Source organism: Mesorhizobium sp. P2_F8 (genome assembly GCF_056403655.1).
The window spans coordinates 535065-561582 of sequence record NZ_JBFUFB010000003.1; the positions used below are offsets into that span (position 1 = coordinate 535065).

Genomic DNA, 26518 nt, shown 5'->3' on the forward strand with positions numbered 1-26518 from the left:
AGAGAAAAATCCATGAAATCGCATGCAAAGGTCGTGGTCATTGGCGGCGGCGTCGTCGGGTGCTCCGTACTGTTCCATCTGGCCCGCCATGGCTGGACCGACGTCGTGCTTCTGGAGCGTGACGAGCTGACCTCAGGCTCGACCTGGCACGCGGCCGGCGGCATGCACACGATCAATGGCGACCCCAACGTCGCCAAGCTGCAGAAATACACCATCAACCTCTACAAGGAGATCGAGGAGCTTTCCGGCCAGGCGACCGGCGTGCACCTGACCGGCGGTGTGCTTCTGGCGGCGACCGAGGCGCGGCTGGACTGGCTGCGCGGCGTCGTCGCCAAGGGGCGCTATCTCGGCATCGAGCTTGAGGAGATCTCGCCCAGCGAGGCGGCCGAACTGATGCCGCTGCTCGATCCCAAGCAGTTCGTCGGCGCTGTCAGAAACAAGGAGGACGGCCATCTCGATCCGTCGGGGGTGACCCATGCCTATGCCAAGGCGGCGCGCAAACTCGGCGCCGAGGTCGAGCGCTTCACCAAGGTCGAGGACATCGTGCGGCGCGCCGATGGAATGTGGCGCGTCATCACCAACAAGGGCGAGGTGGTGGCCGAGCATGTCGTCAATGCCGGCGGCCTGTGGGCGCGCGAGGTCGGCCGCATGGTCGGGCTCGAACTGCCGGTGCTGGCGATGGAGCATATGTACCTGATCACCGAGGACATGCCGGAGGTCGCTGCCTGGAACGCCAAGACCGGCACGGAGATCATCCACGCGGTCGATTTCGATGGCGAGCTCTATCTGCGCCAGGAACGCGGCGGCATGCTGATGGGTACCTATGAGAAGGCCAACAAGCCGTGGTCCGAGTTCCAGACGCCGTGGAATTTCGGCCATGAATTGCTGGCGCCGGACATCGACCGCATCGCGCCGTCGCTCGAGGTCGGCTTCCGGCATTTCCCGGCGTTCCAGAACACTGGCATCAAGCAGATCATCAACGGCCCCTTCACCTTCGCGCCGGACGGCAACCCGCTGGTCGGGCCGGTGCGCGGCCTGCCGGGTTTCTGGGTTGCCTGTGGAGTCATGGCCGGCTTCAGCCAAGGCGGCGGCGTCGGCCTGGCGCTGTCCAACTGGATGATCGAGGGCGATCCCGGCGCGGATATCTGGGCGATGGACGTCACGCGCTATGGCGACTGGGCGACGATGGCCTACACCAACGCCAAGGTGCGCGAGAACTATTCCAGGCGCTTTTCGATCCGCTTCCCCAATGAGGAACTGCCCGCCGGGCGGCCGCTGAAGACGACGCCGGTCTATGACCTGCTGTCGGCCAAGGGCGCGCAATGGGGCGTCGCCTATGGGCTCGAGGTGCCGCTCTGGTATGCGCCCGAAGGTGTCAAGGACGAGTTCTCGTGGCGCCGCTCGAGCGATTTCACCCAGGTCGCCAGGGAGGTCGCGACCGTTCGCGACGGCGTCGGCCTGTCAGAGATTTCGAGCTTCGCCAAATACAAGGTGGCGGGCGAGGGGGCGGCCGCCTGGCTCGACCGGATGCTCGCCTGCAAGCTGCCCAGGCCCGGCCGCATGACGCTGGCGCCGATGCTGAAGGATGACGGCAAGCTGATCGGCGACTTCACACTGGCCAATATCGGCAGCGAAGGCTGGTTCCTCGCCGGCTCCGGCATCGCCGAGCAATACCACATGCGCTGGTTCGAGAAGCACCTGCCTGCCGATGGTTCGGTTCGCATCGAGGCGCTGGGGCCAAAACTCACCGGCCTGGCGATCGCCGGGCCGAGAGCGCGCGAAGTGCTGGCCACGGTCAGCCGCGCGGATGTCTCCAACGCCGCGTTTCCCTTCATGGCGGTTGCAAGAATGGACATCGGCATGGCGCCTTGCCTGGTCGGCCGCGTCAGCTACACAGGCGACCTCGGCTACGAGATCTGGGTGGCGCCGGAGTATCAGCGCGCTGCATTCCAGGCCCTGATGGCGGCCGGCGAGGAATTCGGCATCGGCCTGTTTGGCTCGCGGGCGCTGAACGCGCTGCGGCTGGAGAAGAACTACGGTTCATGGGCGCGCGAGTACCGGCCGATCTATGGGCCACTGGAAGCCGGTCTCGACCGCTTCGTTGCGTATAGCAAGGATGCGGATTTCATCGGCAAGGCCGCGGCGCTCGCCGAGCGCAAGCAGGGCGGCAAGCTGCGCCTTCGCGCCTTCATCGTCGATGCCGACGACGCCGATGTCATCGGCGACGAGCCGATCTGGTTCGATGGCGCGGTGCGTGGCTGGGTGACTTCGGGTGGCTACGCGCATCACTCGAAACAATCCGTCGCCGTGGGCTATGTGCCGAAGGAGATCGCCGACGAGAGCGACGGCTTCGAGATCGAGCTTTTGGGCAAGCGGCATGCGGCGCGCGTGCAGCCGGCGCCACTGTTCGATGCCAATTTCGAGAGGATGCGCGCTTGAGCACGCATCCCTCCCAAGGTGGTCAGGCGCTACGGCGGTTGTCCAACGCAAAAGCGCCGGCGCCGGCAAACACCAGATAGAGGAAGATGAAGCAGAACGAGATCGCCAAATCTCCGCCGTTGTTGACGGGGAAAAAGTCGCGCGGCATGTGCGCCATGAAATAGGCGATCGCCATTTCGCCGGCCAGCAGGAACGCGACCGGGCGGGTGAACAGCCCCAGCGCCAGCAGGATGCCGCCGGCGAATTCGAGAATTCCAGCGGCGAGTGTCAGCCCGGTAAGGGTATGGGGTTGGTCGCTTATGGGAAAATTGAACAATTTCTGGCTGCCGTGCTCGATGAACTGCAGCGCCGTCATGATGCGCAGCACCCCCAAGGCCTGCGGCTGATACTTGGCGAGGCTTTCGAAAAGCTTCATAAATGGCTCCATTTGTCGCTTCCCGACCGGCCATAGATTGTCGCTGGGTAACGGACCATTCACTTCCCATGGCATGCCATCAACAATCGGTGATTGGAAATGTTCCCCGGTTTGACCTTTCATATTGTTCTCGTATGGGTTGCATTTGTATCGCTATGGTTGTATCCATAATATGGACATTCCGAACAGGTGGGTTCCCTTGGTTATGAAAAAAGTCGCCATCAGTCTATTCGCAATCCTTGCAGGGACCAGCTTCGCCATGGCCGAGGATGCCGGCTGCGAGGCCTTCAAATGGCCGGTGACGCGGGAACAGGCGTTGTTTGCCGCAGCGCCTGCAACGCCGTCTGGAGCGACGCTGGTGGTGGGTGCTGCTGCGGATCTGGCACTGGTGCCGGCGGAGAAAGCCGGTTTTGCGCTGCCGCCCGAACATGCCCCCGCATCAGGCACGTTCGGTGCCGTCGCCAGCGTCGAGGTGCCGGCCGAGGGCGCCATTCAGATAAGTCTGTCAGGCGAGGCCTGGATCGATGTCATTCAGGACGGCCACGCCATGAAGTCAGTGGGCTATAGCGGTGTGAAAACCTGCCCCGGCATCCGCAAGAGCGTGCGTTTCAAGCTTGCGGCCGGCCCGGCCACCGTCCAGTTCAGCGGCGCGAAAAAGGCAGACCTGAAGGTCGCGGTGCTGACGCCCGAGTAATTCTCAAAGAGCGCCAGAGTCAGCGAGACAGCGCCCCTCTGTCCAGATGGACAGAGGGGCGGAGAAACCGGGCCTGGCCTCTTACCGCACCGGCGCCATCAATGCGAAATGGGCGCCTTGCGGGTCCTGGCATTGCACGATCCAGCTGCCGCCGGGGACCTCCATCGGGCCCATCAGGATCTTGCCACCATTGTCGGTGACCCGCTTGGCGGCCGCATCTATGGCCGCAACATTGAAGTAGAACTGCCAGACCGGCACCGGGATCTGCTGCGGCTTGTTCATGATGCCGCCGCCGGATTCGGGGCCGGCCGTGAAAGTCTGGTAGGTGCCCATCGGGCCCATGTCGAAATCGCCGGCATTGGCCCAGCCGAACTGGTCGGAATAGAAATCGAACGCGGCCTTCCAGTCCGAGGTGTAAAGCTCGTGCCAGCCGATATGGCCCGGTGTGCTGGCCGGCACGATGGGCTGGTCCGGGCCGTTCGGCTGCAGGAACATGAAGGTCGCGCCTTGCGGATCGGCGACGACGGCAAAGCGGCCGACGCCCGGAATGTCGTCGGGCTTCCGGTGAACCGCACCGCCGGCTTTCTCCAGCGATGCCGTCGCGACATCGACGTCTTTTGTATGGATGTAGCCGAGCCAGGCGGGCGGCATGCCCATCTTGGCGGCGTCCTCGGGCATCGTCATCAGCCCGCCGACGCCACGCTCGCCGACATTCATGACGATGTAGCGCGGCATGCCGGGGGCCTTGTCGAAAGGCTGCGCAGTCCAGCCGACCACCTTGGTGTAGAACGCCTCGGCGGCGTCGAGATCTGTGGTCAACAATTCGTACCAGAAAAAGGGCATCGGGGTTTTTGGCATGGTCGGTCTCCTCACCGGTTATGCATCGATCGTCGGTCGATCCATCCTAGGACGATCTTCACGACGGAAATCCGACAATCGCGCAAACAAGAATGTCGGTCCATGACAAGCGTTCCCGGGGTTGCGCGCCCACCGGTTTTCGATTTCTCTGCGGTGGAGAGGGGATGTCGTTTCATGCGCCGGATGTCGCTCACGCCTGAGCTTGTCGCACTGTGCCACCGGGAGGAGGCCGATCCCGGGCCTGACCCGAGCTGGACGGAGTTGAAAGACGAGGATTTCCGGCCCCTTGCCTTGCGGCTGTCCGATGAAGCCGACGAGGGGCCGCTATGGGTGTTCGCCTATGGGTCGCTGATCTGGAAGCCGGAGTTCGAGTCGGTCGAGCAGCAACTCGCCACGGCCTTTGGCTGGCACCGGTCCTTCTGCCTCGACATGGTGCGTTGGCGTGGCAGCGCCGAGCAGCCGGGGCTTATGATGGCGCTCGAACGGGGCGGACGGTGCAACGGCGTCATCTACCGCTTGCCGGAGGGCGAAAAACCGGCCCAGATCGAACGCCTGCTGCGGCGCGAGATCAGCGACCATGAAAGTATCGACACGGTCAGGTGGCTGCCGGTGCATACGGCACAAGGGTCGCTGCGCGCGCTTGGCTTCTGGGTTGGCGTGAAGGGCAGGGGAACGTCACTGAACCAGCCACTGGACAAAGTGGCGAGCGTGCTGGCCAGAGCCTGCGGGCATATCGGGTCCGGCGCCGAATATCTCTACAACACGGTCAGTCATCTCGAAGCGTTCGGCATCCACGACCGCAATCTGTGGCGGTTGCAGGAACTGGTCGCGGACGAGGTCCGGGCTATCCATGGCCATGCTGTCGAGCCCAGCCATCCGCTCGCACTGCAAACGCCATAACATGAGTAAAAAGATCATGTTTTATCCAGCCTTTTCAGGGCCTTGCACCGAAAATTGACCAATTGATAAAAAAATAAAACGTGCTAGCCTTCCCCAAAACAAAACATGGGGAACTGACGATGCCAGAAGGCCAGTTCAAGGAAGGCATTGCCGGCGGCCGGCTCCGAGCCGACCAGTATGCGGACAATTTTTCCGACCTGCACCCGCCGCTCGATCACCACGAGGCACTGGTCGAATCCGACCGCTGCTATTTCTGCTACGACGCGCCGTGCATGAATGCATGCCCGACCTCGATCGACATTCCGCTGTTCATCCGCCAGATATCGACCGGTAATCCGATCGGTTCGGCCAAGACGATCTTCGACCAGAACATTCTGGGTGGCATGTGCGCCCGCGTCTGCCCGACCGAGACGCTGTGCGAGGAGGTCTGCGTACGTGAGGTGGCGGAAGGCAAGCCGGTCCAGATCGGCCGCCTGCAGCGCTATGCCACCGATGTCGCGATGAGCGAGAACAAGCAGTTTTACCAACGCGCCACTGCCACCGGCAAGACGGTCGCCGTGGTCGGGGCAGGGCCGGCAGGCCTCGCCGCCGCACATCGGCTCGCCCGCCACGGCCATGACGTGACCATCCTGGAAGCGCGGCCGAAGGCCGGCGGGCTCAACGAATACGGCATCGCCGCCTACAAGAGCGTCGACAATTTCGCCCAGGCCGAAGTCGACTACGTCACCGCCATCGGCGGCATCGACATTCAAAACGGCAAGGCACTTGGTCGCGACTACCATCTGTCCGACCTGATGCGCAATTACGATGCCGTGTTCCTCGGCATGGGCCTTGGCGGCGTCAATGCGCTGCGCGCCGATGGCGAGGATGCCGACGGCGTCACCAATGCGGTGGAGTTCATTGCCGAGCTGCGCCAGGCCAGTGATCTCGCCAGCCTGCCGGTCGGCCGGCGTGTCGTCGTCATCGGCGGCGGCATGACGGCGATCGACGCGGCGGTGCAGTCGAAGCTGCTTGGCGCCGAGGAAGTGACGATCTGCTACCGGCGCGGCCACGAGCAGATGAACGCCTCCGGGTTCGAACAGGATCTGGCGGCCGCCAACGGCGTCACCATCCGCCACTGGCTGCAGCCGAAGCGGGTGATTGCCGAAGGCGGCAAGGTGTCGGCCATCGAACTCGAATACACCGCTATGAACGGCGAACAGCTTGCAGGCACCGGCGAGAGGCTGACACTGGTCGCCGACCAGGTGTTCAAGGCGATCGGCCAGAGTTTCGTGCCGGCCGCGCTTAACGGCAGCGGTGCCGAGATCGAGCTCGAAGCCGGACGCATCAAGGTCGATGCGGAAGGCCGCACCTCGCTCGCGAAGGTCTGGGCCGGCGGCGACTGCATCTTCGGCGGCGACGACCTCACCGTTTCGGCCGTGGCGCAAGGCCGCGACGCGGCGGAGAGTATCCACAGGAGCCTCGCTCAGGGATAGGATCATGGCCGCGGTGGAACCGGGCATCGCCCGTCACTATGACATATCGGGCCTGGAGGAGCGGATCATTGCCGCGCTCGCCGATAGCGGCGTGGACGTTGCCAATCTGCGTGCAAGCGATCTTGAAGCGGTCGACGAATTTCACATTGGCGGCGTCGCCGCGACCATGGCACTCGTCGGGCAGATGGGGCTGAAGCCGGGGACAATGCTTCTCGATATCGGGTCTGGCGTCGGCGGGCCGGCCCGCTTCGTCGCCAACAATTTTGGCGCCGATATTACCGGCATCGACCTCACGCAAAGCTATGTCGATATCGCGGCCAGCCTATCCGAGCGAACCGGTATGGCGGGCAAGACGCGGTTCGTGCAAGGCAGTGCGCTGGACATGCCATTCGCGGATGCCAGCTTCGATGCGGCGGTCATCCTGCATGTCGGCATGAACCTGCCCGACAAGCCGGGACTGATGAGCGAAGCTGCCCGCGTGCTGCGGCCGGGCGGCGTTTTCGCCGTCTACGATGTGATGCGGCTGAAGGACGGCGCGCTGACCTATCCGCTGCCATGGGCGTCTGATGAAACCATGTCCTTCGTTGCTACCCCGGACGACTATCGCTCGGCGGCCGTCGCCGCCGGGTTCTCCGTGATCGCCGAGCGGCCGCGCGGCGCCTTTGCCATCGAGTTCTTCGCCACGATGCGTGCGCGCCTGGCAGCCGCGCAAGCGGAAGGCAGCAAGCCGCCGCCCGGGGTTGGCCTCGTCATGGGCGACGACGCCCGCACCAAGATCGCCAATCTCACCGCCGCACTTGAAGGCGGCATTCTTGCACCCGTCGAACTGCTCCTTCGTCTCGGTTGAAAGGGACCTGTCATGGCAGACATCCGCAATAATTTCGTCGGCATCAAATCGCCCAATCCGTTCTGGCTGGCCTCGGCGCCGCCGACCGACAAAGCCTACAACGTCATCCGTGCCTTCAAGGCCGGCTGGGGCGGCGTTGTCTGGAAGACGCTTGGCGAGGAAGGCCCGCCGGTGGTCAACGTCAACGGCCCGCGCTACGGCGCGATCTGGGGCGCCGACCGGCGATTGCTCGGTCTCAACAACATCGAGTTGATCACCGACCGCGATCTGCAGGTCAATCTGCGCGAGATCAAGCAGGTCAAGAAGGACTGGCCCGACCGTGCCATTGTCGTCTCGCTGATGGTGCCGTGCGTCGAGGAGAGCTGGAAGGCGATCCTGCCAGTGGTCGAGGAGACGGAAGCTGATGGCATCGAGCTCAATTTCGGCTGTCCGCACGGCATGTCGGAACGTGGCATGGGTGCCGCCGTCGGCCAGGTGCCGGAATATATCGAAATGGTGGTGCGCTGGTGCAAGGCCAACACCCGCATGCCGGTCATCACCAAGCTGACGCCCAACATCACCGATGTACGCAAGCCCGCGCGCGCCGCGCTTGCCGGCGGCACCGACGCGGTGTCGCTGATCAACACCATCAATTCGATCACCGGCGTCGACCTTGACAGTTTCGCGCCGCAGCCGACCATCGACGGCAAGGGTTCGCATGGCGGCTATTGCGGCCCGGCGGTGAAGCCCATCGCCATGAACATGGTGGCCGAGATCGCGCGCGATCCCGAAACCCACGGCTTGCCAATCTCCGGCATCGGCGGCATCACCACCTGGCGCGACGCGGCCGAATTCATGGCGCTCGGCGCCGGCAATGTTCAGGTCTGCACGGCGGCGATGACCTACGGCTTCAAGATCGTGCAGGAGATGATCGCCGGTCTCGAAAACTGGATGGACGAGAAGGGCCATGCCTCGCTTGACGACATCGTCGGCCGCGCCACGCCAAACGTCACCGACTGGCAGTACCTCAACCTCAACTATGTCGCCAAGGCCCGTATCGACCAGGACGCCTGCATCCAATGCGGCCGCTGCCACATCGCCTGCGAGGACACTTCGCATCAGGCGATCACCAGCATGGTCGACGGCAAGCGGCATTTCGAGGTGATCGAGGCCGAATGCGTCGGCTGCAATCTGTGCGTCAATGTCTGCCCGGTCGAGAACTGCATCACCATGGAGCCGCTCGCGGCAGGCGCAATGGACCAGCGCACCGGCAAGCCGGTGTCGCCGATCTATGCCAACTGGACGACGCACCCGAACAACCCGATGGCCAAGGTGGCGGCGGAGTAGGGGCAGCATTCGTCGAAAAAAAGCGGCGCTTTCGGGCGCCGTTTTTCATTTTTCTATTGCAGATAAAATTTATCCACGATAAGACTTATCCATGAATTGGAGATCGACACAATGAAGCTGGGCGAAGGCGTTGAAGCAGCCATCCACTGCGCCGCCATGCTGGCCGGCGTCGAGGGCGAGGCGACCATGCCGGGCGCCGCGCTGGCGGAGGCCTTTGGCCTGTCGCCGAGCTACCTCCTGAAGCATCTCAACATGCTGAGCGCTGCGCGCATCCTGGAATCGGTGCCGGGCCCGGCCGGCGGCTACCGGCTGGCGCGGCCGGCCGAGCGGATAACGCTGCTCGATATCGTGCTGGCCGTCGAAGGGCGCGAACCGGCCTTCCGTTGCGGCGAGATCCGCCGCAACGGTCCGACCAGGCTAGACGCCTCGGCTTATGTCAAACCCTGCGGCATCAATATCGCGATGCTGAAGGCCGAGAAGGCTTACCGCGCCGCACTCGCAGAGGCAAAGCTGTCCGACATCGTGGCGGAATACGTGACCGATGCCGATCCGCGTTCGGTCGCTGCCGGCTGCGCTTTCGTAGCGCGCCATCAGAGGCCTCAGAAATCCAGTTCAACCAAGCAAGCGTAAAGGACATCAAGATGAAACAGAGGCTGCAATTTTTCGCCAAGGCGCCGGAGATCATGAAGGCGGTGTCGGCGCTCAACAAGGCGGTCGACGAATGCGGGCTTGAGGTGGGCCTGCTGCACCTGATCAAATTGCGTGCATCGCAGATCAATGGCTGCTCGTACTGCGTCGAGATGCACAGCCGCGAGGCCAGGCGCGACGGCGAGAGCGAGCAACGGCTCTATCTGGTTTCGGCCTGGAAGGAATCGCCGCTGTTTTCCGAGCGTGAGCGCGCCGCCTTCGCCTGGACCGAGGCCGTTACCCTGATCGCTGACCATGGCGTGTCGGACGAACTCTATGCAAAGACGCTCCAGCATTTCTCGGAAGAGGAACTGGTCAAGCTGTCGGTCGCGCTCGGCATGATCAACACCTGGAACCGGCTCTGCATCCCGTTCCACGCCATTCATCCAGTGGCGGCGGCCAAGGCTGCCTGATTGACAGGTTTTGTCTTGGAGCGCCGTCGAGGAGGCGGCGCTCCAACTGTTTTGAAGGGGGAGTTTGATGCCGATCGATTTGCCTTCGAGCTTGTTGTTTCTCGGCCGGTTGTTGCTCGGCGGCGCCTTCGTCTTCGCCGGCCTGCGAAACATCCAGAACGCGGCCTTCCTGACCCATCTGATGGCCGCGCGCGGCGTGCCGCAGGCGCGGTTGGCGCTATGGGCCGGCGTTGTCCTGCAGATCATTGCCGGCGTGTTGGTAATGGCGGGCTTCTGGATCGCAATTGCCTGTGCGGTGCTGGTCGTGTTCCTAATTGTTGCAACGCCGATGTTCCACAATTTCTGGGATCATCAGGGCCCGGACCGGGCGTCGCGCATCAACGGCTTCGTCGGCAATGTCGCACTGAGCGGTGGTTTTCTGACGCTGATCGCACAGTCTGTCTAGGAAAAGAACAAGCGATCAGGTTTTCCCGCAGAAAGATCGACAGACGACGGGGATTGCAGGTAACGGCGGTGCTGTTTGACTTCGGCACCGGACGCTCTAACGTGCGCCGGCGGCTTCTTGTCAAGGAGTGGCCCCGTGTCAGTCGTGTATCGACCTGCCGGCGCGCAAGATCTGAAACGAGCTGACGAGCTTGTCGTTGCCAGCATCAACGATTTGACCGAGCGCCATGGCTTTGGCCCCATAGCCGTGCCGCGCCCGACCAATTTTCAATTGTTTTCCTTGAACGACGACGCCGCTGGCTTGTGGGTGGCGGAAGACGCCGGTGAAATCCTCGGCTTCGCCTGGAGTTGGGTCTGCGGGGATTTGTGGTTTCTCGCGCAGCTGTTCGTTTCTTCCAGTCATCAGGGCAGCGGGATCGGCAATCAACTGTTGAAACGAACGCTGGAGCATGCGCGGCAGTCGGGAGCGACCAACAAGGCTTTGATCACCTTCAGCTTCAACACCGTATCGCAAGGTCTCTACATCAGGCACGGACTGTTCCCGCGATTCCCGATCTACAATCTCAGCGTTGCGCAGGATGTCCTGAAAGGTCGATTGAAGGCCGGGCAGCTCCGCAGTGTGCCTCTGAGGGAAACAGCTTCGCACCTGCATAGCCTTGCCTATATTGACGATCGGGCCCTGGGCGTATCACGCGAAAAGCACCATCGGTATTTGATCAACGACGAGCAGACGAGGGGTGTCGTTCTCCATGCCGGGGAGGACTGCGTCGGCTACGTCTACATAGGCACCAACGGCCACATCGGGCCACTTGCGGTCGTGCGGCCGGATCAGCTCGACGCTGCCTTCAGAACCGCACTGACTCTCGCCGCGGAGATTGGCTCTTCGCAGGTGTCGGCGTTTCTGCCTGGCACGACGCAAACAGCTCTGAGCACCGCCGTCGAGCATGGGATGCGCATCACGCTTCCCATGGTTCTGATGTCGACGCGGGATCTTGGCGATTGGTCTCAGTATTTGCCCCGCAATCCTGGTTTCATGTGATCGCAGCCACTGCCTGCGTGGCATGGCATTCGACCCGCAGCCGCTCGTCGCCTCCGACGGCATCGATGTTATATCGGAACCAATCGAGCCGCTGATGCATTTCGCACCTGTATGCCGAGCATCCCGGGACGAAATATGAAAATTGCCCATGTCGCGCCGCTTTTTGAATCGGTGCCGCCCAGACTTTATGGTGGCACCGAACGCATCGTCTCGTACCTGACCGAAGCGCTGGTTGACCTTGGCCATGAGGTGACCCTGTTTGCCAGTGGCGACAGCCAGACCTCCGCGAAGCTGGTCGCCGGCAGGGAATGCGCGCTTCGCCTCGATCTGCGCCCGCTCAAATCCGAGATTGCGGCGCATCTTTCGATGCTTGCCGAGGTGCGAAGACGGGCGCGAGAGTTTGACGTCATCCACTTCCACCTCAGCCATTTCCTGCACTTTTCCTTCTTCGAGGACATGGCGGAGAGGACGGTGACGACACCGCATGGCAGGCTGGACTATGTCGACCTGGCGCCGGCCTATGAGCGTTTCCCGCGCTTCCCGATGATTTCCATTTCGCGCAGCCAGAAGACAGGCCTTGCCAGGGCCAACTGGCTGGCAACGATCCACCACGGACTGCCGACCGGTATTTACGAACCGACGTTCGAGACGAAGGCGCAAGAACCCTATCTTGCCTTCCTCGGTCGGTTTTCACGCGACAAGCGCCCGGATCGCGCCATCGAGATCGCCTTGCGCTCCGGGCTCAAGCTGAAGCTTGCGGCAAAGATTGGCGACGACGACCGAGCCTATTTCCACGAAGTGGTCGAGCCTTTGATCGACGGCGATCGCATCGACTATGTCGGCGAGATCGAGGAGGACCAGAAGGCGGAATTTCTCGGCAACGCGGCCGGCCTGCTGTTCCCGATCGACTGGCCGGAGCCGTTCGGCCTTGCCGCCATCGAGGCAATGGCCTGCGGCACGCCGGTGATCGCCTGGAATTGCGGCGCGCTGCCCGAGATCATCGATCAAGGCGTCACCGGCTTTATCGCGGATTCGTTGGATGGCGCGGTCGCCGCGGTGCCGGACTTGCTGCAGCTCGACAGGCGAAAGGTGAGGGGCGTCTTCGAAAAGCGGTTTTCCGCCAGAAGAATGGCCGGCGACTATTTGGCAGCCTATGCGCGCCTGCTCGGTGTCCCGAGCGAGGCGAAGGCGTCGTGAGCAGCGACGCGCTCGATCTATGGGAATGAAACGACAGGGATTTGTGACGAATGGCCCAACTCGATGAGCGCCAGCTCGATCCCGCCGTCGCGCTTGCCTCGCTCGACGCGACAGCGCCTCGTGAGCCGCACCGGCTGTTTGCGCTCAAACAGGGCGACTGCTTTGCGGTTGCCGATGCCTATGGCGATATACGCGGCGCCGGCGACGGTTTTTTCCGCGACGACACACGGGTGCTGTCCGAGTTCCGGCTGACCGTCGGCGGCAGGCAGACATCGCTGCTTGGCGCCTCGCTCAGCCAGGACAATGTGCTGTTCACCACCAACCTGACCAATCTGCCGATGCTCAGCGCCAGCGGTCGCGACATTCCGCAGGGCGCAATTCATGTCGAACGCGTCCGGCTGCTCTGGCAGGACAGACTGTTCGAACGCATCACCCTTTCCAATTACAGCCGGGAAACCTCGACGATCGGCGTTTCTCTGCACTTTGCTGCTGATTTCCGTGACATGTTCGAAGTGCGCGGCTCGACACGGCTGCGGCGCGGCATGACGCATGTGGCCGAGATGGATGCGACGTCCGTCCTGCTGCGCTACGACGGCTTGGACGGACTGGCGCGCGCATCGGCGATTTCGTTCTCGCAGGCACCGGATCAACTGACAGCCGACCGCGCCGATTTCTTGCTTGCGGTGACCAAGCGCAGCAGCAGTGTGCTCTATGTCGAGGTCGGTTCCGAGGTGGCGGATGCGCCCGATCGTGACCGTTTCCGCGCCGCAGCCGCCCGGGCCCGCTTTGGCATGCGGGCCAAGCGCCGCCATGGCGCGACGGTGCACAGTTCCGGTCGCGTCTTCAACGACTGGGTCGAGCGCGCCCGCGCCGATGTCGCGCTGCTGACCACCGAGCTTGCGACCGGACCCTATCCCTATGCCGGCATCCCCTGGTTCTCGACGGCGTTCGGCCGTGACGGCGTCATCTCGGCGCTGCAGATGCTGTGGCTCAATCCCGGCCTGGCGCGGGGGGTGCTGGCCTTCCTGGCCCAGCATCAGGCGACGGAGACGTCGCCGTTCAGCGATTCGCAGCCGGGCAAGATCATGCACGAGACCCGCAAGGGCGAGATGGCGGCGCTGCGGGAGCTTCCATTCGGTCGCTACTATGGCGGCGTCGATACGACGCCGCTCTACATCCATCTCGCCTGTGCCTATGCAGATCGTACTGGCGACATGGCGTTCATCGACAGCCTGTGGCCGTCGCTATGCGCGGCGGCCGAATGGACGGAGGAGGCGGGCCGCGAGACCGGATTCGTGACCTACCAGCGGGCTGCCGAGTCCGGCCTCGCCAACCAGGGCTGGAAGGACAGCTTCGATTCCGTCTTTCATGCCGATGGCCGTATCCCCAAGGGTCCGATCGCGCTGGTCGAGGTGCAAGGCTATGTCTTTGCCGCCTTCCGGGGGCTGGCGGCGCTTGCCCGTCGCCGTGGCGAGGACGAGAGAGCCGATCACTGGGACAGCCTCGCCGAGGCCATTCGGGCGGCGGTGGAACGCGATTTCTGGCTCGACGACCTCGGCTTCTATGCCCTTGCGATCGACGGTGCCGGCGAGCCCTGCAAGGTGCGAACCTCGAATGCGGGCCATCTCCTCCTTGTCGGGCTTCCGGAGCCGGCGCGGGCGCAAATGGTCGCCGATCAGCTGCTTTCCGCCTCCTTCCATTCCGGCTGGGGGCTGAGGACGCTTGCCGACGATGCCGTGTTCTTCAACCCGATGTCGTACCACAATGGCTCGATCTGGCCGCATGACACCGCCATGTGCGGCGCCGGGCTGGCGCGCTATGGCGAGCGCGACAGCGTGGTGCGCCTGATGAGCGGTACGTTCGAATCCGCTGTCCATTTCAACATGCGGTTGCCGGAACTGTTCTGCGGCTTTACCCGCGCGCCGGGCGAAGCACCGATCGCCTATCCCGTCGCTTGCCTGCCGCAAGCGTGGTCGGCGGGATCCGCCTTCATGCTGATGCAGGCCTGCCTCGGCCTGGAAATCGATGGCTGGGATGGCGAAATCCGCGTCACCCGTCCGAGGCTGCCGATCGGCATCGACACACTCACGCTGCGACATCTGGGCGTCGGCGAAAGGGTGGTCGATCTCACGTTCCAGCGTGTCGGCGACCGGGTCGTCGCTTTCCTGGCCGACCGGCATGAAGGCCTTGTGCCGCTCATCGTCAGAACATGATCCGATCCAGATTGGCTGGAACCGATCGCTGCCTTGTGCGTTGCACAATACAGGTCCGGGCGCCGACCAGGTTGCCGGCGGATAGTTTCTAGTCGGAAACACGAACAAAAAAGGCCGCCGAACGGCCTGAGGTGAGTTGGCATTCCAATGACAGATTATGGTGCGGACCTGCTCTGGGTTCTGATCCTCGCGAGCCTTTGTCTTTCCGCTCTTGCCGTTTTCTTCTCCATATCGCGGCAACGCCGCAGCCACCCTCCAACGGTTGCACATCCAGCCGGCGAGGACGTGGCCGCGGAAGCGGCGCGCAAGGTGATACGGGAGTTCGAAAAGAACGGCCAATCAGCCGATGCCGCCCTGGTGACGTGGTCGCCCGAGACATTGCGCAAGATCCTGGCTGACGATCTGCCCGATGCGCAGGTCATCGTGGTCTCCAACCGCGAACCATACATCCACAACGTCAGAGGCAATGGCGTCGAACTGCTCGTGCCGGCCAGCGGGCTGGTTTCGGCGCTGGAGCCGATCACCCGCGCCTGCGCCGGCACCTGGATAGCCTATGGCGGCGGCACCGCAGACCGTCTCATGGTCGACGAGGACGACCGGGTCCAGGTGCCGCCCGGCAATCCGTCCTACACGCTGCGCCGGGTCTGGCTGACGGAGGAGGAGCATCAGGGCTACTATCTCGGCTTTGCCAATGAGGGCCTGTGGCCGCTTTGCCATATCGCCTTCACCCGGCCGATCTTTCGCGCCTCGGACTGGGAGGCCTATGAAGCCGTCAACCGGAAGTTCGCCGATACGGTGGTGGCCGAAGCACGCAACGAGCGGCCGATCGTGCTGGTCCAGGACTATCACTTCGCGCTGCTGCCGCGGATGATCCGCGAGCGCCTGCCCGAGGCGATCGTCATCACCTTCTGGCACATCCCGTGGCCGAACTCGGAAGTCTACAGCATTTGTCCATGGCGTGAGCGCATCCTCGAAGGGCTGCTCGGCAGCTCGATCATCGGTTTCCACACCCAGTTCCATGCCAACAATTTCACCGAGAGTGTCGATCGCTTCCTGGAAAGCCGCATCGAGCGGGCGGATGCGGCCATCTCCTATGGCGGGCAGACGACGCTGGTGCACGCCTATCCCATCTCGATAGAGTGGCCGGCGGACCTCCTGGCAAGATTGCCTGATGTCGATGACTGCCGTGCCCGCCTGCGCGCCAGGTTCGGATTGAAAGCGGATGTGAAGTTGGGCGTCGGCGTCGAGCGTCTCGACTACACCAAGGGCATCCTGGATCGCTTTCAAGCGCTGGACGAATTGTTCAAGCGATACCCGGAATGGATCGGAAAGCTGGTCTTTCTGCAGATCGCGGCACCGAGCCGCGGCACGCTCCCGGCCTACAGGCAGCTCCACGACGAATGCCACCGTTATGCCGAAGAGCTCAACGAGCGCTATGGCAGCGACGGCTACAGGCCGGTGATCATGGTGGCCGAACATCACACGCAGGAACAGATCTATGAGATCTATCGTGCCGCCGACATCTGCATGGTCACCAGCCTGCATGACGGCATGAACCTGGTCGCAAAGGAATTCGTTGCGGCGCGCAACGACGAACAGGGCGTCTTGATGCTCAGCACATTCGCCGGTGCCTCGCGCGAATTGCTGGAGGCCCTGATCGTCAACCCCTACGATGCCGCCATGATGAGCGAGGCCCTGCTGCAGGCGCTGACGATGACGCCTGATGAGCAGCGCGAGCGCATGCGGCCGATGCGGCAGATGGTCCGCGACAACAACGTCTATCGTTGGGCCGGCAGCATGCTTCTGGATGCGGCACGCTTGCGCAAGCGCGGTGACGTCGATCGGGCAACCGGCACTGGCGACCGACAGCCTCCGAGTGCCGACAATGTCGTTTCCATGTTCGAGCGCAAACGGCTGGCAATGTCATGAGCGAGACTTTGCGAAAGCCACAGACTGTGCTGGCCGGCGAATGGGCGCTGTTCCTCGACATTGACGGCACCCTGCTGGAACATGCCGAACACCCGGACGCCGTCTCGGTCAGCGCCGACCTTCGCTCTTTGCTGCAAGGCCTGGATCACAAGTTAAACGGGGCATTGGCTGTTATCACGGGCCGCACGGTTGCGGCCGTGGATGAGCTTTTTCAGCCTTTGAAGCTGCGCGCGGCCGGGCTTTATGGCCTGGAACACAGGCTCCTGCCGGATGACCAAGTCGAAGTCGCTGGAGAGCCGGCGGATATTGCGGCCCTTGCCGACGAGATTGAGGCCGAGCTCGGTCGTGGGCAAGCCTATATCGAACGCAAGGGCCGGGTGCTGGCCATCCACACGCGCGCTGCCCCGCATTTGCTTCCGCGCGCGACGCAGCTTGTGGAGCAGGCGCTGGCCAGCCTGCCCGAGGGCTACCGGGTGGTTGCCGGCAATGCCGGCGTGGAACTGTTGCCGCTCGAGGCAGCCAAGGGTGCCGCGATCCGGCGGTTCATGGGCATAGCGCCCTTCACAGGCCGCCGCCCGGTCTTCCTGGGCGACGACACGCCAGACGAAAACGGCTTCGAAGCCGTCAACGATGCCGGCGGCATATCGATACGGGTCAAACCACCCGCCCATACCGCCGCACGGTACGGCCTTGACGGCGTTGCCGAAACGCTCGCCTGGCTGAGGGGTCAACTTTAGATCCAGCCGAGGGGCGTAACCGGGGCTTGGGGCGATATGGATCAAGCCGCAAATCGCAGGCCGCCGTCGCAGGTCAGCACCTGACCGGTCATGAAGCCGTTGGAGACGAGAAAGGCAATTGCGTCGGCGACGTCGTCGGCGCGGCCGATGCGGCCGACCGGGGTCTTGCCGGCATATTCGGCAAAGAGCGCCTGCCGCTGCTCCTCGGCCAGAAAATCCCACCAGGGCGTGTCGATGACGCCAGGCGCCACGACATTGACGCGCAGCGGCCTCAGCTCCACGGCCAGGATCGGCACGACGGTCAAAAGCATGCCGTTGATGGCGGCGATCCCGGCGACGCCCGGCGTCGCGAGCTGAGCCGAGACTGCCGAGATGAAGGTGGCCGATCCGCTCTTGTTCAGCGTCGGCAAGGCGGCCTGCAGGCATGACAGTTGCGGGCGGACTTTCTCGTCGACGCCGCTGCCAATGTCGGTCAGGTCGAGCGTTTGGAAGGGGCCAAGGCCCTTGCCGCCGCTGGCCGCCAGGACCAGGTGATCGAAGGGGCCGAGGCGTTCGAAGAACTGGCTGACTTCGTCCGGCTTCGAGGCATCGAAGGCAGCCTTTTCGACGGCCCCGCCGAGGCTCTTCCACGCGCCGTTGAGCCTATCCTGGTTGCGCCCGGTGATGGTCACCTTCATGCCGGGGCCAATCAGCTTGCGCGCCGTCGCCAGGCCGATGCCGGACGAGCCGTCGATGACGACGGTGTGCTGGATTGTCGTGGTCATGAGTGCTGTTCCTTCGATGTTGGGGAGGCGAGGCCGACGAGGTCGAGGCTCAAGGCTCGCAACTGTTGTCTTGCCTTGGCGTCGTAGGCCTGGGCGTCGGCGCGGGATTCCCGCAGGCCGTCGAAATAGAGGCCGCTCAGTCCTTCCAGCGCCGATGAGGTCGCGAGGTTGAGGATGGCGTCGGCGCCGGTTTCGACCGAACTCCATGGCGTGACGCCTGCCTGGCGGACCATGGTGGTGTTCATGTAGCTGGCCGGATGCAGCGCGTTGACGGTAACGCCTGTCCCTTTCAGCTCCTGCGCAAGGTCGACGGTGAACAGGACCTGCGCCAGCTTGCTCTGGCAATAGGCGCGCACGCCGTCGTAGCTGCGGGTCAGCATGACATCGCCGAAGTCGATCGCCTGCTGCCCGGCCGAGGCGACATTGACGATGCGCGCCGGCGCGCTCGCCTTGAGCAATGGCAGAAGTTCCGATGTCAGCAGGAAACCGGCGAGATAGTTGACGGCAAAGCGCAGTTCGTAGCCGTCGGCGCTGACCTGCCTTTTGGCACCTTGGCCTGCGGTGCCGATGCCGGCATTGTTGATGAGGATGTCGAGCCGGTCCGTCCTGGCGCGCACGGCTTCGGCGAGACGGCGCACCTCGGCCAGCGAGGAGAGGTCGGCGACCAGCAGCTCGGCCTTGCCGCCGGCGGCTTCGATGTCGGCGACGGTCGCCTTACCGCGCGTCGCATCGCGGCCATGCACCAGCACGCTGGCGCCATCAGCGCCGAGCCTTTGCGCGACGACGCGGCCGACGCCGTCGGTCGACCCGGTGACGAGGATTGTCTTGTCTTTGAGTTCCATGTTCGGAGCCTCCGTTCTGTTGCTCTGAACGGAAGATGGGACAGCCAGCGCGCGTCAAACAGTTCAAACTTTATCCTGGTATCAATACTGCTATATTAGCCTCATGGAATCCCAACCTCACTCTGCTCCCACGCACTCCGCCGAAGACAGCCGCCGGCGCGAGTTGGGCGCTTTCCTGCGCTCGCGCCGCGAAAGGCTGACGCCRGCGGCCACMGGCATTGCCACCGGCCTCAGGCGGCGCACGCCCGGGCTGCGGCGCGAGGAGGTAGCGATGATCGCCGGCGTCGGCACGACCTGGTACACATGGCTGGAGCAGGGGCGGGAGGTCAGGCCCTCGGTCGAGGTGCTGACGGCGCTTGCCGAGGCGCTGCGCCTCGATGCCGCCGAAAAACAGCATCTGTTCATCCTCGCCGGCCGCCAGCAGCCGGAGCGTCGCGCCGTGGCGCCGGAAAAGGTCGACGGCCCCTTGCTGCACATGCTGCAAAGCCTGGTGCTGCAGCCGGCCTATGTCGTCGGTCGGCGCTGGGATGTGCTGGCCTGGAATCCGGCGGCGGTGGCGGTGTTCGGCGACTATGGTCTGCTGGAGGGGGATGCCCGCAACATCGTCCACATGGTCTTCACCAATCCGCACCACCGGCGGCTGCTGGTCGACTGGGAGCAACTGGCGCGCATCGTGCTGGCCTCGTTCCGGGCTGCAAGCGCCAGATATGTCGGCGATCCGGATTTCGAGCGGCTGATCGAGTTGATGACGCGCTCAAGCCCGGAGTTTCGCGCCTGGTGGCCGCAGCGCGACGTGGCGCACCGATTGTCGGGGGTGAAGCATGTCAGGCATCCAAGCGCTGGCGGCATGACGTTCGAGCATATGAGCTTGTCGGTGGGCGACGGCTCCGACATGAAGCTGATCGTCTACACGCCGCTTGCCGAGCAGAACTCGATCGCAAAGCTGCAGACATTGCTGGATGCGCTGCCGGCCGAACGGCGCAGCGCCTGATAAGCGCCGAAAGTTAGTTTTTCGGCTTCAGCCCGTCGAGGAACAATTGCTCCAGAAAACGGGCGGCATCCTCGAAACGGCCATCGCCGCCGCGGTCGGGGCCGAGCACGGCTCGGACCTGGACGTCGAAATCGGCATAGTGCTGCGTCGTTGCCCAGATCGAGAAGATCAGATGCCAGGGGTCGGTCCTGGCGATCTTGCCGGCGCGCATCCAGCTCTTGATGACGGCGGCTTTTTCATCGACCAGCGTTTTCAGTTCACCCGCCAGCAGCGGCATGATGCGCGGCGCCCCTTGCAGGATCTCATTGGCGAACAGCCGGCTCTCACGCGGAAAATCGCGCGCCATTTCCAGCTTGCGCCTGATGTAGTTGCGCAATTCGGTCATGGGATCGCCGATGTCGTCCAGCTCGCGCAGCGGCGCCAGCCAGGTGTCGAGGAGCCGCTGCATCAGCGTCTCGTGGATGTCCTCCTTGCGGCGGAAATAATATAGCAGGTTCGGCTTCGACATGCCGGCGGCTTCGGCTATCTGGTCGATGGTCGAGCCGCGAAAGCCGTTGGTGGAGAAAACCTCGAGCGCCGCCTCCAGGATGAGTTCGCGCTTTTCCTGCTGTATGCGGGTGCGGCGAGGGGCGTCCGTGCTGGTGGTCACCGTTGCCAGCTCCCGCTTTGCCAAACCTCGCGTTCAAGGTCATCTGGACCAATTCTCTGGACCAGTTTTTCCTTGGCCTGTGGAACGCACTTCATGTGCCGCATTTCCGCTAGTAATCCCTTGACCGCCGACAGGGCGGTGCTAACGTTTGTCCAATCGGTCAAAAATTTGCGTAGCACGAAATCGCAACGAAGACCAAGCGTTGGGCGCACCGAAACAAGTTACAAGGGGAAGTCTTGGTCATGTCCAACCGGCTGAAAGTCACGCCGAACGATCTCAGTGCATTCTGGATGCCATTCACGGCAAACCGGCAGTTCAAGCAGGCACCGCGCATGATGGTGTCCGCCAAGGACATGCATTACACCACCAGCGATGGCCGCAAGGTGCTGGACGGCACCGCGGGTCTGTGGTGCGTCAACGCCGGCCACTGCCGGCCGAAGATCACCGAGGCCATCCAGCATCAGGCCGCCGAGCTCGACTACGCGCCGGCCTTCCAGATGGGCCATCCGATCGTCTTCGAACTGGCCAACCGCCTGGTCGACCTCGCGCCCAAGGGCATGGACCATGTCTTCTTCACCAATTCCGGCTCGGAATCGGTCGAAACGGCGCTCAAGATGGCGATCGCCTATCACCGCGCCAAGGGCGAGGGCTCGCGCACCCGTCTGATCGGCCGCGAGCGCGGCTATCACGGCGTCAACTTCGGCGGCATCTCGGTCGGCGGCATCGTCTCCAATCGCAAGATGTTCGGCACGCTACTCGGCGGCGTCGACCACATGGCGCACACGCATCTGCCCGAGAAGAACGCATTCACCAAAGGCGTGCCGGAGCATGGCGCGGAACTGGCCAACGAGCTTGAGCGTATCGTCGCCCTGCATGACGCCTCGACCATCGCCGCCGTCATTGTCGAGCCGGTCGCCGGTTCCACCGGTGTGATCCTGCCGCCCAAGGGCTATCTGCAGAAGCTGCGCGAAATCTGCACTAAGCACGGCATCCTTTTGATCTTCGACGAGGTCATCACCGGCTTCGGCCGTCTCGGCACACCGTTCGCCGCCGACTATTTCGGCGTCACGCCCGACATCATGACCACCGCCAAGGGCGTCTCCAACGGCGTCATCCCGATGGGCGCGGTGTTCGTGAAGAAGGAAATCCACGACGCCTTCATGACCGGCCCCGAGCACATGATCGAGTTCTTCCACGGCTACACATATTCGGGCAATCCGATCGCCTGCGCGGCGGCCCTGGGCACGCTCGATACCTACAAGGAAGAGGGCCTGCTCACCCGTGGCGAGGAGCTGGCGCCCTATTGGGAAGACGCACTGCATTCGCTGAAGGGCGAGCCGAACGTCATCGATATCAGGAACATCGGCCTGATCGGCGCGATCGAGCTGGCGCCGATCGCCGGCCAGCCGACCAAGCGGGCCTTCTCGGCCTTCGTCAAGGCGTTCGAGCGCGGCGCTCTGATCCGCACCACCGGCGACATCATCGCGCTGTCGCCGCCGCTGATCATCACTAAGGGCCAGATCAGCGAATTGATCGACCACGTGCGGGATGTTCTACGCTCGATAGACTAATCTGCTTATACCTGGACGGGTGGCGACGGGAACCGCCGCCCGTCCAGGACATGAAATGAGAGGACTTGGCATGGCCGCACCCGGCGAGAATCTGCGAATCAATTCAGACCGCTTGTGGGATTCGATAATGGAGATGGCGAAGATCGGCCCCGGCATTGCCGGCGGCAACAATCGCCAGACCGTGACCGACGAGGACGGCGAGGGCCGGCATCTGTTCAAGCGCTGGTGCGATGCGGCCGGGCTCGAAATGGGCGTCGACGAGATGGGCACGATGTTTGCCCGCCGCGAAGGCGCCGATCCCAGCCTGCCGCCGGTCTATGTCGGCAGCCATCTCGATACGCAGCCGACCGGCGGCAAGTATGACGGCGTGCTCGGCGTGCTGGGCGGGCTTGAAGTGGTGCGGTCGCTCAACGATCTCGGCATCAAGACCAAACATCCGATCGTCGTCACCAACTGGACGAATGAGGAAGGCGCGCGCTTTGCCCCGGCAATGATGGCATCCGGCGTGTTTGCCGGTGTGCTCGACCAGGCCGATGTCTATGAGCATACAGACAAGCAAGGCAAGAAATTCGGCGAGGAGCTTGAACGCATCGGCTGGAAGGGTGCCGAGAAGGTCGGCGACCGCAAGATCCATGCCTTCTTCGAACTCCATATCGAGCAGGGACCGATCCTCGAGGACGAGGGCATCGACATCGGTGTCGTCACCCACGGGCAAGGGCTGAAGTGGCTGCAGGTGACGCTGACCGGCAAGGAGGCGCATACCGGCTCGACGCCAATGCCGAAGCGCCGCAATGCCGGGCTCGGCATGGCGCGAGTGATCGAACTGGTGCACGAGATCGCCATGGACTACCAGCCCGACGCCGTCGGCGCGGTCGGCCATATGGAGGTGTTTCCCAACTCGCGCAACATCATCGCCGGCCGCACCGTCTTCACCATTGACATCCGCTCGCCCGAAAAGGAAGTGCTGGATGCGATGGACGGCCGCATCCGCGAAGGCATCGACACGATCTGCGAGGCGCTCGACATCCAGTACAAGATCGAGCAGGTCGGCGCTTTCGACCCGGTCACCTTCGACGCCGGCTGCGTCAAGGCGATCCGCGATGCCGCCGAACGCCTCGGCTATACGCACCGCAACATCGTCTCCGGCGCCGGCCACGATGCCTGCTGGATCAATCGCGTTGCGCCGACCGCGATGGTGATGTGCCCTTGCGTCGACGGGCTCAGCCACAACGAGGCCGAGGACATCTCCAAGGAATGGGCGTCGGCTGGTGCCGACGTGCTGTTCCATGCCGTGGTGGAGACGGCTGTCATCGTGGAGTGAGCCTCAAATCCGCATTCCAAACGCCGCTCGCAAAGAAGCGCGAAGAGAACAAGGGAACAAGAAAATGACCAAAGTCATCAAGAACGGCACCATCGTCACTGCCGACCGCACGTGGAAGGCCGATGTGCTGGTCAAGCACGGCAAGATCGTCGCCATCGGTTCGGACCTGCATGGCGACCACGAATTCGATGCCACCGGCTGCTATGTCATGCCGGGCGGCATCGATCCGCATACCCATCTCGAAATGCCGTTCATGGGCACCTATTCGGCCGATGATTTCGAATCCGGCACACGCGCGGCGCTTGCCGGCGGCACCACAATGGTGGTCGATTTCTGCCTGCCGGCGCCGCAGCAGTCGCTGCTGGAAGCCTTGCAGATGTGGGACAACAAAACCTCGAAAGCATCCTGCGACTATTCCTTCCACATGGCGATCACCTGGTGGGGCAAGCAGGTGTTCGACGAGATGGCCACCGTCGTCGACAAGGGCATCACGTCGTTCAAGCATTTCATGGCCTACAAGGGCGCGCTGATGGTCGACGACGACGAGATGTATGCGTCGTTCCAGCGCTGCGCCGACCTTGGCGCGCTGCCGCTGGTTCATGCCGAGAATGGCGACGTGGTTGCCGCCCTGTCGCAGAAGCTTTTGGCGGCCGGCAACAATGGCCCCGAGGGTCACGCCTATTCGCGGCCTCCGGAAGTGGAAGGCGAGGCGACCAACCGCGCCATCATGATCGCCGACATGGCAGGCGTGCCGCTCTACGTCGTGCATGTCTCCTGTGAGCAGAGCCACGAGGCGATCCGCCGGGCCCGGCAGAAGGGCATGCGAGTGTTCGGCGAGCCGCTGATCCAGCACCTGACGCTCGACGAGAGCGAGTATTTCAACAAGGACTGGGACCATGCGGCGCGCCGCGTCATGAGCCCGCCCTTCCGCAACAAATTGCACCAGGATTCGCTGTGGGCCGGCCTGCAGGCGGGATCGCTGCAGGTGGTGGCGACCGACCATTGCGCCTTCACAACCAAGCAGAAACGCAACGGCGTCGGTGATTTCACCAAAATCCCGAACGGCACCGGCGGGCTTGAGGATCGCATGCCGGTGCTGTGGACCACAGGCGTCAACACCGGCCGGCTGACGATGAACGAGTTCGTCGCCGTGACCTCGACCAACATCGCCAAGATCCTCAACATGTACCCGAAGAAGGGCGCCATCGTCGAAGGTGCTGACGCCGACATCGTCGTCTGGGATCCGAAACGCAAGAAGAAGATCTCGTCGAAGAAGCAGCAATCTGTCATCGACTACAATGTCTTCGAAGGGTTCGAGGTGACCGGCCTGCCGCGCTTCGTGTTCTCGCGCGGCGAATTGTCGATCCAGGAGGCTGAGGTCAAGGCCAAGCCGGGGCACGGCGAGTTTGTGGCCCGCGAGCCGAACGCGGCGGTCAACCGGGCGCTGTCGACGTGGAAGGAAATTTCCGCGCCGCGCAAGGTCGAACGCACCGGCATCCCGGCGACCGGGGTTTGAGCTTGGCGCGCTCGGCCGCGCTCATTTCGTTGGTCCTGGCGGCAGTTGTCGCTGGTCCGGCATCAGCGAGCGGCGTGCTGGCCGGCTCCTGGGGCAATGATGTCGGCTGCGCCGGCGTCAAGGCCGGCTATCAGGACAGCGATGCCTATATCGTGCTGACCGCCGAGGGCATCGAGACCTATGGCAGCGGCTGCCGGTTCGCGCAGCAATTGACGTCGGTGCTGGGCGCCCAATCGCTGACTTCGACCTGTTCCGCCGAGGGCGAGGCGGGGACGACGATCGAAACAATCGTGGTCACCAACAAGGGGGAGGATGGTTTCTTCGTCTCCATTCCGGGCCTTGAAGAAATGGGGCCGCTGCAATCATGTTCGTGACTTGGGGCGTTGGCATGCGCGGTTTTGGTCTGTCTGTTGCAATGGCGCTCGTGCTGGCTGCCGGTCAGGCTTCGGCAAAGGGGATTGATCTGTCCGAGCCCTATGGCAACAAGTCCGGCAGCATCAACAAGAACGGCCAGGAAGTCTATGCCGAGGACATGCTGCTGCTGACGGACACGGATCTGGTCACCGTGGCAAGCGCCTGCACCTTTACCGACAAGCAGGCGAAATCGGACGGTTCTCTGGTCATCAAGGCGCAATGCGAGGCCGAAGGCGAGGATGGGCAGTCGCCGGCAGAGTTCACCGTCAAGCAAAGCCCCAAGAGCGCCAAGAAGCTGGAGATCACCGATGCGGACGGTAATGTCATGGGGGAAGTCTCCCGGTGCCGATGACAATCAAGTTCCCATCGGCTTCAAGCGACCAGCGCATCCAGTTCCGGCAGCAGGACGACGCTTTCCTGTTCGTTGGGATCGGTGCGGGCAATGACGGCAGAAGACGGGGCGCCGCTGAGATTGGCCGGCAGATGCGGCACGCCGGCCGGAATGTAGAAGAGGTCGCCGGCCTTGACGACGATATGGTGCTCCAGCCGGTCGCCATACCAGGTATGGACTTCGCCGGAGAGCACGTAGATCGCCGTTTCATGGTTCTCGTGCATGTGCGCCTTGGCGCGGGCGCCGGGCGGCATCGTCAGTATGTGCATGCAGATGCCGGAGGAACCGACGGTTTCCGTGGCGATGCCGGCAAAATAGGTCAATCCCTGCTTGCCTTCATAAGTGGTTTCAGGGCGGATAAGATGACAAGTGGGCGACATCGGGGAAACTCCGGGCGTCGATTGAGCGGGACAAAATTAGTGGGACTGGGGCCAATGGGACAGGGG

The 26518-nt window shown here is 63.2% G+C and carries 26 protein-coding genes; 20 read left to right on the forward strand and 6 right to left on the reverse strand.

Annotation, left to right across the window (positions count from 1 at the left end):
- The first annotated feature begins 12 nt into the window (after positions 1 to 12).
- On the forward strand, positions 13 to 2439 hold the full coding sequence (locus AC1DZP_RS09905) for a GcvT family protein (RefSeq protein WP_477301926.1): 2427 nt from the start codon (positions 13 to 15) through the stop codon (positions 2437 to 2439).
- Positions 2440 to 2461: 22 nt separating this feature from the next.
- On the opposite strand, the gene AC1DZP_RS09910 is transcribed toward AC1DZP_RS09905, so the two are convergent.
- Positions 2462 to 2854, reverse strand: a complete 393-nt coding sequence (locus AC1DZP_RS09910) for a DoxX family protein (protein ID WP_477227089.1) — start codon at positions 2852 to 2854, stop codon at positions 2462 to 2464.
- A gap of 205 nt (positions 2855 to 3059) precedes the next feature.
- Here AC1DZP_RS09910 and AC1DZP_RS09915 point away from each other — a divergent pair, with 205 nt between their 5' ends.
- Positions 3060 to 3548: a hypothetical protein gene (locus AC1DZP_RS09915; RefSeq protein ID WP_167392384.1), complete on the forward strand. Its 489-nt coding sequence runs from the start codon at positions 3060 to 3062 to the stop codon at positions 3546 to 3548.
- Between the two features lie 81 nt (positions 3549 to 3629).
- Here AC1DZP_RS09915 and AC1DZP_RS09920 read toward each other — a convergent pair whose 3' ends face one another.
- Positions 3630 to 4406 carry a VOC family protein gene (locus AC1DZP_RS09920; RefSeq protein ID WP_477301928.1) on the reverse strand — a complete coding sequence of 259 codons (777 nt, stop codon included), beginning with the start codon at positions 4404 to 4406 and terminating at the stop codon, positions 3630 to 3632.
- Positions 4407 to 4580: 174 nt separating this feature from the next.
- Here AC1DZP_RS09920 and AC1DZP_RS09925 point away from each other — a divergent pair, with 174 nt between their 5' ends.
- From AC1DZP_RS09925 to otsB, 12 genes are all read left to right on the forward strand, one after another.
- Positions 4581 to 5306, forward strand: a complete 726-nt coding sequence (locus tag AC1DZP_RS09925; protein ID WP_477301930.1) for a gamma-glutamylcyclotransferase — start codon at positions 4581 to 4583, stop codon at positions 5304 to 5306.
- Positions 5307 to 5425: 119 nt separating this feature from the next.
- Entirely contained in the window at positions 5426 to 6781 is a 1356-nt protein-coding gene (locus AC1DZP_RS09930) for an NAD(P)-dependent oxidoreductase (protein ID WP_477301932.1), read from the forward strand.
- 4 nt (positions 6782 to 6785) lie between these two features.
- A complete protein-coding gene (locus AC1DZP_RS09935) occupies positions 6786 to 7628 on the forward strand; it encodes a class I SAM-dependent methyltransferase (RefSeq protein ID WP_477301934.1) in 843 nt (280 codons plus the stop codon).
- 12 nt (positions 7629 to 7640) lie between these two features.
- Entirely contained in the window at positions 7641 to 8954 is a 1314-nt protein-coding gene (preA, locus tag AC1DZP_RS09940) for an NAD-dependent dihydropyrimidine dehydrogenase subunit PreA (RefSeq protein WP_457151189.1), read from the forward strand.
- 111 nt (positions 8955 to 9065) lie between these two features.
- On the forward strand, positions 9066 to 9584 hold the full coding sequence (locus tag AC1DZP_RS09945) for an RrF2 family transcriptional regulator (protein ID WP_457151188.1): 519 nt from the start codon (positions 9066 to 9068) through the stop codon (positions 9582 to 9584).
- A gap of 11 nt (positions 9585 to 9595) precedes the next feature.
- Positions 9596 to 10054, forward strand: a complete 459-nt coding sequence (locus tag AC1DZP_RS09950) for a carboxymuconolactone decarboxylase family protein (protein WP_457151187.1) — start codon at positions 9596 to 9598, stop codon at positions 10052 to 10054.
- A gap of 67 nt (positions 10055 to 10121) precedes the next feature.
- Positions 10122 to 10499: a DoxX family protein gene (locus tag AC1DZP_RS09955; protein WP_477301936.1), complete on the forward strand. Its 378-nt coding sequence runs from the start codon at positions 10122 to 10124 to the stop codon at positions 10497 to 10499.
- 135 nt (positions 10500 to 10634) lie between these two features.
- Complete coding sequence (locus AC1DZP_RS09960) at positions 10635 to 11537, forward strand: N-acetyltransferase family protein (protein ID WP_477301938.1); 903 nt, start codon at positions 10635 to 10637, stop codon at positions 11535 to 11537.
- Positions 11538 to 11672: 135 nt separating this feature from the next.
- A complete protein-coding gene (locus tag AC1DZP_RS09965; protein WP_477301939.1) occupies positions 11673 to 12734 on the forward strand; it encodes a glycosyltransferase family 4 protein in 1062 nt (353 codons plus the stop codon).
- A gap of 50 nt (positions 12735 to 12784) precedes the next feature.
- Positions 12785 to 14947 carry an amylo-alpha-1,6-glucosidase gene (locus AC1DZP_RS09970; protein ID WP_477301941.1) on the forward strand — a complete coding sequence of 721 codons (2163 nt, stop codon included), beginning with the start codon at positions 12785 to 12787 and terminating at the stop codon, positions 14945 to 14947.
- A gap of 147 nt (positions 14948 to 15094) precedes the next feature.
- Positions 15095 to 16876: an alpha,alpha-trehalose-phosphate synthase (UDP-forming) gene (locus AC1DZP_RS09975; RefSeq protein ID WP_477301943.1), complete on the forward strand. Its 1782-nt coding sequence runs from the start codon at positions 15095 to 15097 to the stop codon at positions 16874 to 16876.
- Positions 16873 to 17613 carry a trehalose-phosphatase gene (gene otsB / locus AC1DZP_RS09980; protein WP_477301945.1) on the forward strand — a complete coding sequence of 247 codons (741 nt, stop codon included), beginning with the start codon at positions 16873 to 16875 and terminating at the stop codon, positions 17611 to 17613. The genes AC1DZP_RS09975 and otsB overlap by 4 nt, the downstream gene beginning before the upstream one ends.
- A gap of 41 nt (positions 17614 to 17654) precedes the next feature.
- Here otsB and AC1DZP_RS09985 read toward each other — a convergent pair whose 3' ends face one another.
- Both AC1DZP_RS09985 and AC1DZP_RS09990 read right to left on the reverse strand, forming a co-directional pair.
- Positions 17655 to 18377, reverse strand: coding sequence for an SDR family oxidoreductase (locus tag AC1DZP_RS09985; protein ID WP_477301947.1), 723 nt, complete (start codon positions 18375 to 18377; stop codon positions 17655 to 17657).
- On the reverse strand, positions 18374 to 19219 hold the full coding sequence (locus tag AC1DZP_RS09990) for an SDR family NAD(P)-dependent oxidoreductase (RefSeq protein WP_477301949.1): 846 nt from the start codon (positions 19217 to 19219) through the stop codon (positions 18374 to 18376). Before AC1DZP_RS09990 ends, AC1DZP_RS09985 begins: the two co-directional genes overlap by 4 nt.
- Positions 19220 to 19322: 103 nt before the next feature.
- On the opposite strand from AC1DZP_RS09990, the gene AC1DZP_RS09995 reads away from it, so the two are divergent.
- Entirely contained in the window at positions 19323 to 20210 is an 888-nt protein-coding gene (locus AC1DZP_RS09995) for a helix-turn-helix transcriptional regulator (protein WP_477301951.1), read from the forward strand.
- Positions 20211 to 20223: 13 nt separating this feature from the next.
- Here the strand turns inward: AC1DZP_RS09995 and AC1DZP_RS10000 are convergent, their stop codons facing one another.
- Positions 20224 to 20859, reverse strand: coding sequence for a TetR family transcriptional regulator C-terminal domain-containing protein (locus tag AC1DZP_RS10000; protein WP_095088913.1), 636 nt, complete (start codon positions 20857 to 20859; stop codon positions 20224 to 20226).
- Positions 20860 to 21101: 242 nt separating this feature from the next.
- Between AC1DZP_RS10000 and aptA the strand changes: the two genes are divergently transcribed.
- From aptA to AC1DZP_RS10025, 5 genes are all read left to right on the forward strand, one after another.
- Positions 21102 to 22430, forward strand: a complete 1329-nt coding sequence (gene aptA, locus AC1DZP_RS10005) for an omega-aminotransferase AptA (protein WP_477301953.1) — start codon at positions 21102 to 21104, stop codon at positions 22428 to 22430.
- Between the two features lie 70 nt (positions 22431 to 22500).
- Positions 22501 to 23751: a Zn-dependent hydrolase gene (locus AC1DZP_RS10010; RefSeq protein WP_477302221.1), complete on the forward strand. Its 1251-nt coding sequence runs from the start codon at positions 22501 to 22503 to the stop codon at positions 23749 to 23751.
- Positions 23752 to 23815: 64 nt separating this feature from the next.
- On the forward strand, positions 23816 to 25267 hold the full coding sequence (gene hydA, locus AC1DZP_RS10015) for a dihydropyrimidinase (RefSeq protein ID WP_477226954.1): 1452 nt from the start codon (positions 23816 to 23818) through the stop codon (positions 25265 to 25267).
- A gap of 2 nt (positions 25268 to 25269) precedes the next feature.
- Positions 25270 to 25641: a hypothetical protein gene (locus AC1DZP_RS10020; RefSeq protein ID WP_477301955.1), complete on the forward strand. Its 372-nt coding sequence runs from the start codon at positions 25270 to 25272 to the stop codon at positions 25639 to 25641.
- A 14-nt stretch (positions 25642 to 25655) separates the two neighbouring features.
- A complete protein-coding gene (locus AC1DZP_RS10025) occupies positions 25656 to 26033 on the forward strand; it encodes a hypothetical protein (RefSeq protein ID WP_477301957.1) in 378 nt (125 codons plus the stop codon).
- Positions 26034 to 26053: 20 nt separating this feature from the next.
- Here AC1DZP_RS10025 and AC1DZP_RS10030 read toward each other — a convergent pair whose 3' ends face one another.
- Complete coding sequence (locus AC1DZP_RS10030) at positions 26054 to 26452, reverse strand: cupin domain-containing protein (RefSeq protein ID WP_477226957.1); 399 nt, start codon at positions 26450 to 26452, stop codon at positions 26054 to 26056.
- Between the last annotated feature and the right edge of the window lie 66 nt (positions 26453 to 26518).

Excerpts from the sequence above, each read along its gene's own strand:
- aptA (WP_477301953.1), top strand. The coding sequence starts at position 21,102 with ATGTCCAACCGGCTGAAAGTCACGCCGAACGATCTCAGTGCATTCTGG.
- AC1DZP_RS09945 (WP_457151188.1), top strand. The coding sequence starts at position 9,066 with ATGAAGCTGGGCGAAGGCGTTGAAGCAGCCATCCACTGCGCCGCCATG.
- AC1DZP_RS09965 (WP_477301939.1), top strand. The coding sequence starts at position 11,673 with ATGAAAATTGCCCATGTCGCGCCGCTTTTTGAATCGGTGCCGCCCAGA.
- AC1DZP_RS10030 (WP_477226957.1), bottom strand. The coding sequence starts at position 26,452 with ATGTCGCCCACTTGTCATCTTATCCGCCCTGAAACCACTTATGAAGGC.
- AC1DZP_RS09920 (WP_477301928.1), bottom strand. The coding sequence starts at position 4,406 with ATGCCAAAAACCCCGATGCCCTTTTTCTGGTACGAATTGTTGACCACA.
- AC1DZP_RS09915 (WP_167392384.1), top strand. The coding sequence starts at position 3,060 with ATGAAAAAAGTCGCCATCAGTCTATTCGCAATCCTTGCAGGGACCAGC.
- AC1DZP_RS09950 (WP_457151187.1), top strand. The coding sequence starts at position 9,596 with ATGAAACAGAGGCTGCAATTTTTCGCCAAGGCGCCGGAGATCATGAAG.
- AC1DZP_RS09985 (WP_477301947.1), bottom strand. The coding sequence starts at position 18,377 with ATGACCACGACAATCCAGCACACCGTCGTCATCGACGGCTCGTCCGGC.
- hydA (WP_477226954.1), top strand. The coding sequence starts at position 23,816 with ATGACCAAAGTCATCAAGAACGGCACCATCGTCACTGCCGACCGCACG.
- AC1DZP_RS09925 (WP_477301930.1), top strand. The coding sequence starts at position 4,581 with ATGCGCCGGATGTCGCTCACGCCTGAGCTTGTCGCACTGTGCCACCGG.
- AC1DZP_RS09930 (WP_477301932.1), top strand. The coding sequence starts at position 5,426 with ATGCCAGAAGGCCAGTTCAAGGAAGGCATTGCCGGCGGCCGGCTCCGA.
- AC1DZP_RS09975 (WP_477301943.1), top strand. The coding sequence starts at position 15,095 with ATGACAGATTATGGTGCGGACCTGCTCTGGGTTCTGATCCTCGCGAGC.
- AC1DZP_RS09905 (WP_477301926.1), top strand. The coding sequence starts at position 13 with ATGAAATCGCATGCAAAGGTCGTGGTCATTGGCGGCGGCGTCGTCGGG.
- AC1DZP_RS09935 (WP_477301934.1), top strand. The coding sequence starts at position 6,786 with ATGGCCGCGGTGGAACCGGGCATCGCCCGTCACTATGACATATCGGGC.
- AC1DZP_RS10025 (WP_477301957.1), top strand. The coding sequence starts at position 25,656 with ATGCGCGGTTTTGGTCTGTCTGTTGCAATGGCGCTCGTGCTGGCTGCC.
- AC1DZP_RS10010 (WP_477302221.1), top strand. The coding sequence starts at position 22,501 with ATGGCCGCACCCGGCGAGAATCTGCGAATCAATTCAGACCGCTTGTGG.
- AC1DZP_RS09990 (WP_477301949.1), bottom strand. The coding sequence starts at position 19,219 with ATGGAACTCAAAGACAAGACAATCCTCGTCACCGGGTCGACCGACGGC.
- AC1DZP_RS09910 (WP_477227089.1), bottom strand. The coding sequence starts at position 2,854 with ATGAAGCTTTTCGAAAGCCTCGCCAAGTATCAGCCGCAGGCCTTGGGG.
- preA (WP_457151189.1), top strand. The coding sequence starts at position 7,641 with ATGGCAGACATCCGCAATAATTTCGTCGGCATCAAATCGCCCAATCCG.
- AC1DZP_RS09970 (WP_477301941.1), top strand. The coding sequence starts at position 12,785 with ATGGCCCAACTCGATGAGCGCCAGCTCGATCCCGCCGTCGCGCTTGCC.
- otsB (WP_477301945.1), top strand. The coding sequence starts at position 16,873 with ATGAGCGAGACTTTGCGAAAGCCACAGACTGTGCTGGCCGGCGAATGG.
- AC1DZP_RS09955 (WP_477301936.1), top strand. The coding sequence starts at position 10,122 with ATGCCGATCGATTTGCCTTCGAGCTTGTTGTTTCTCGGCCGGTTGTTG.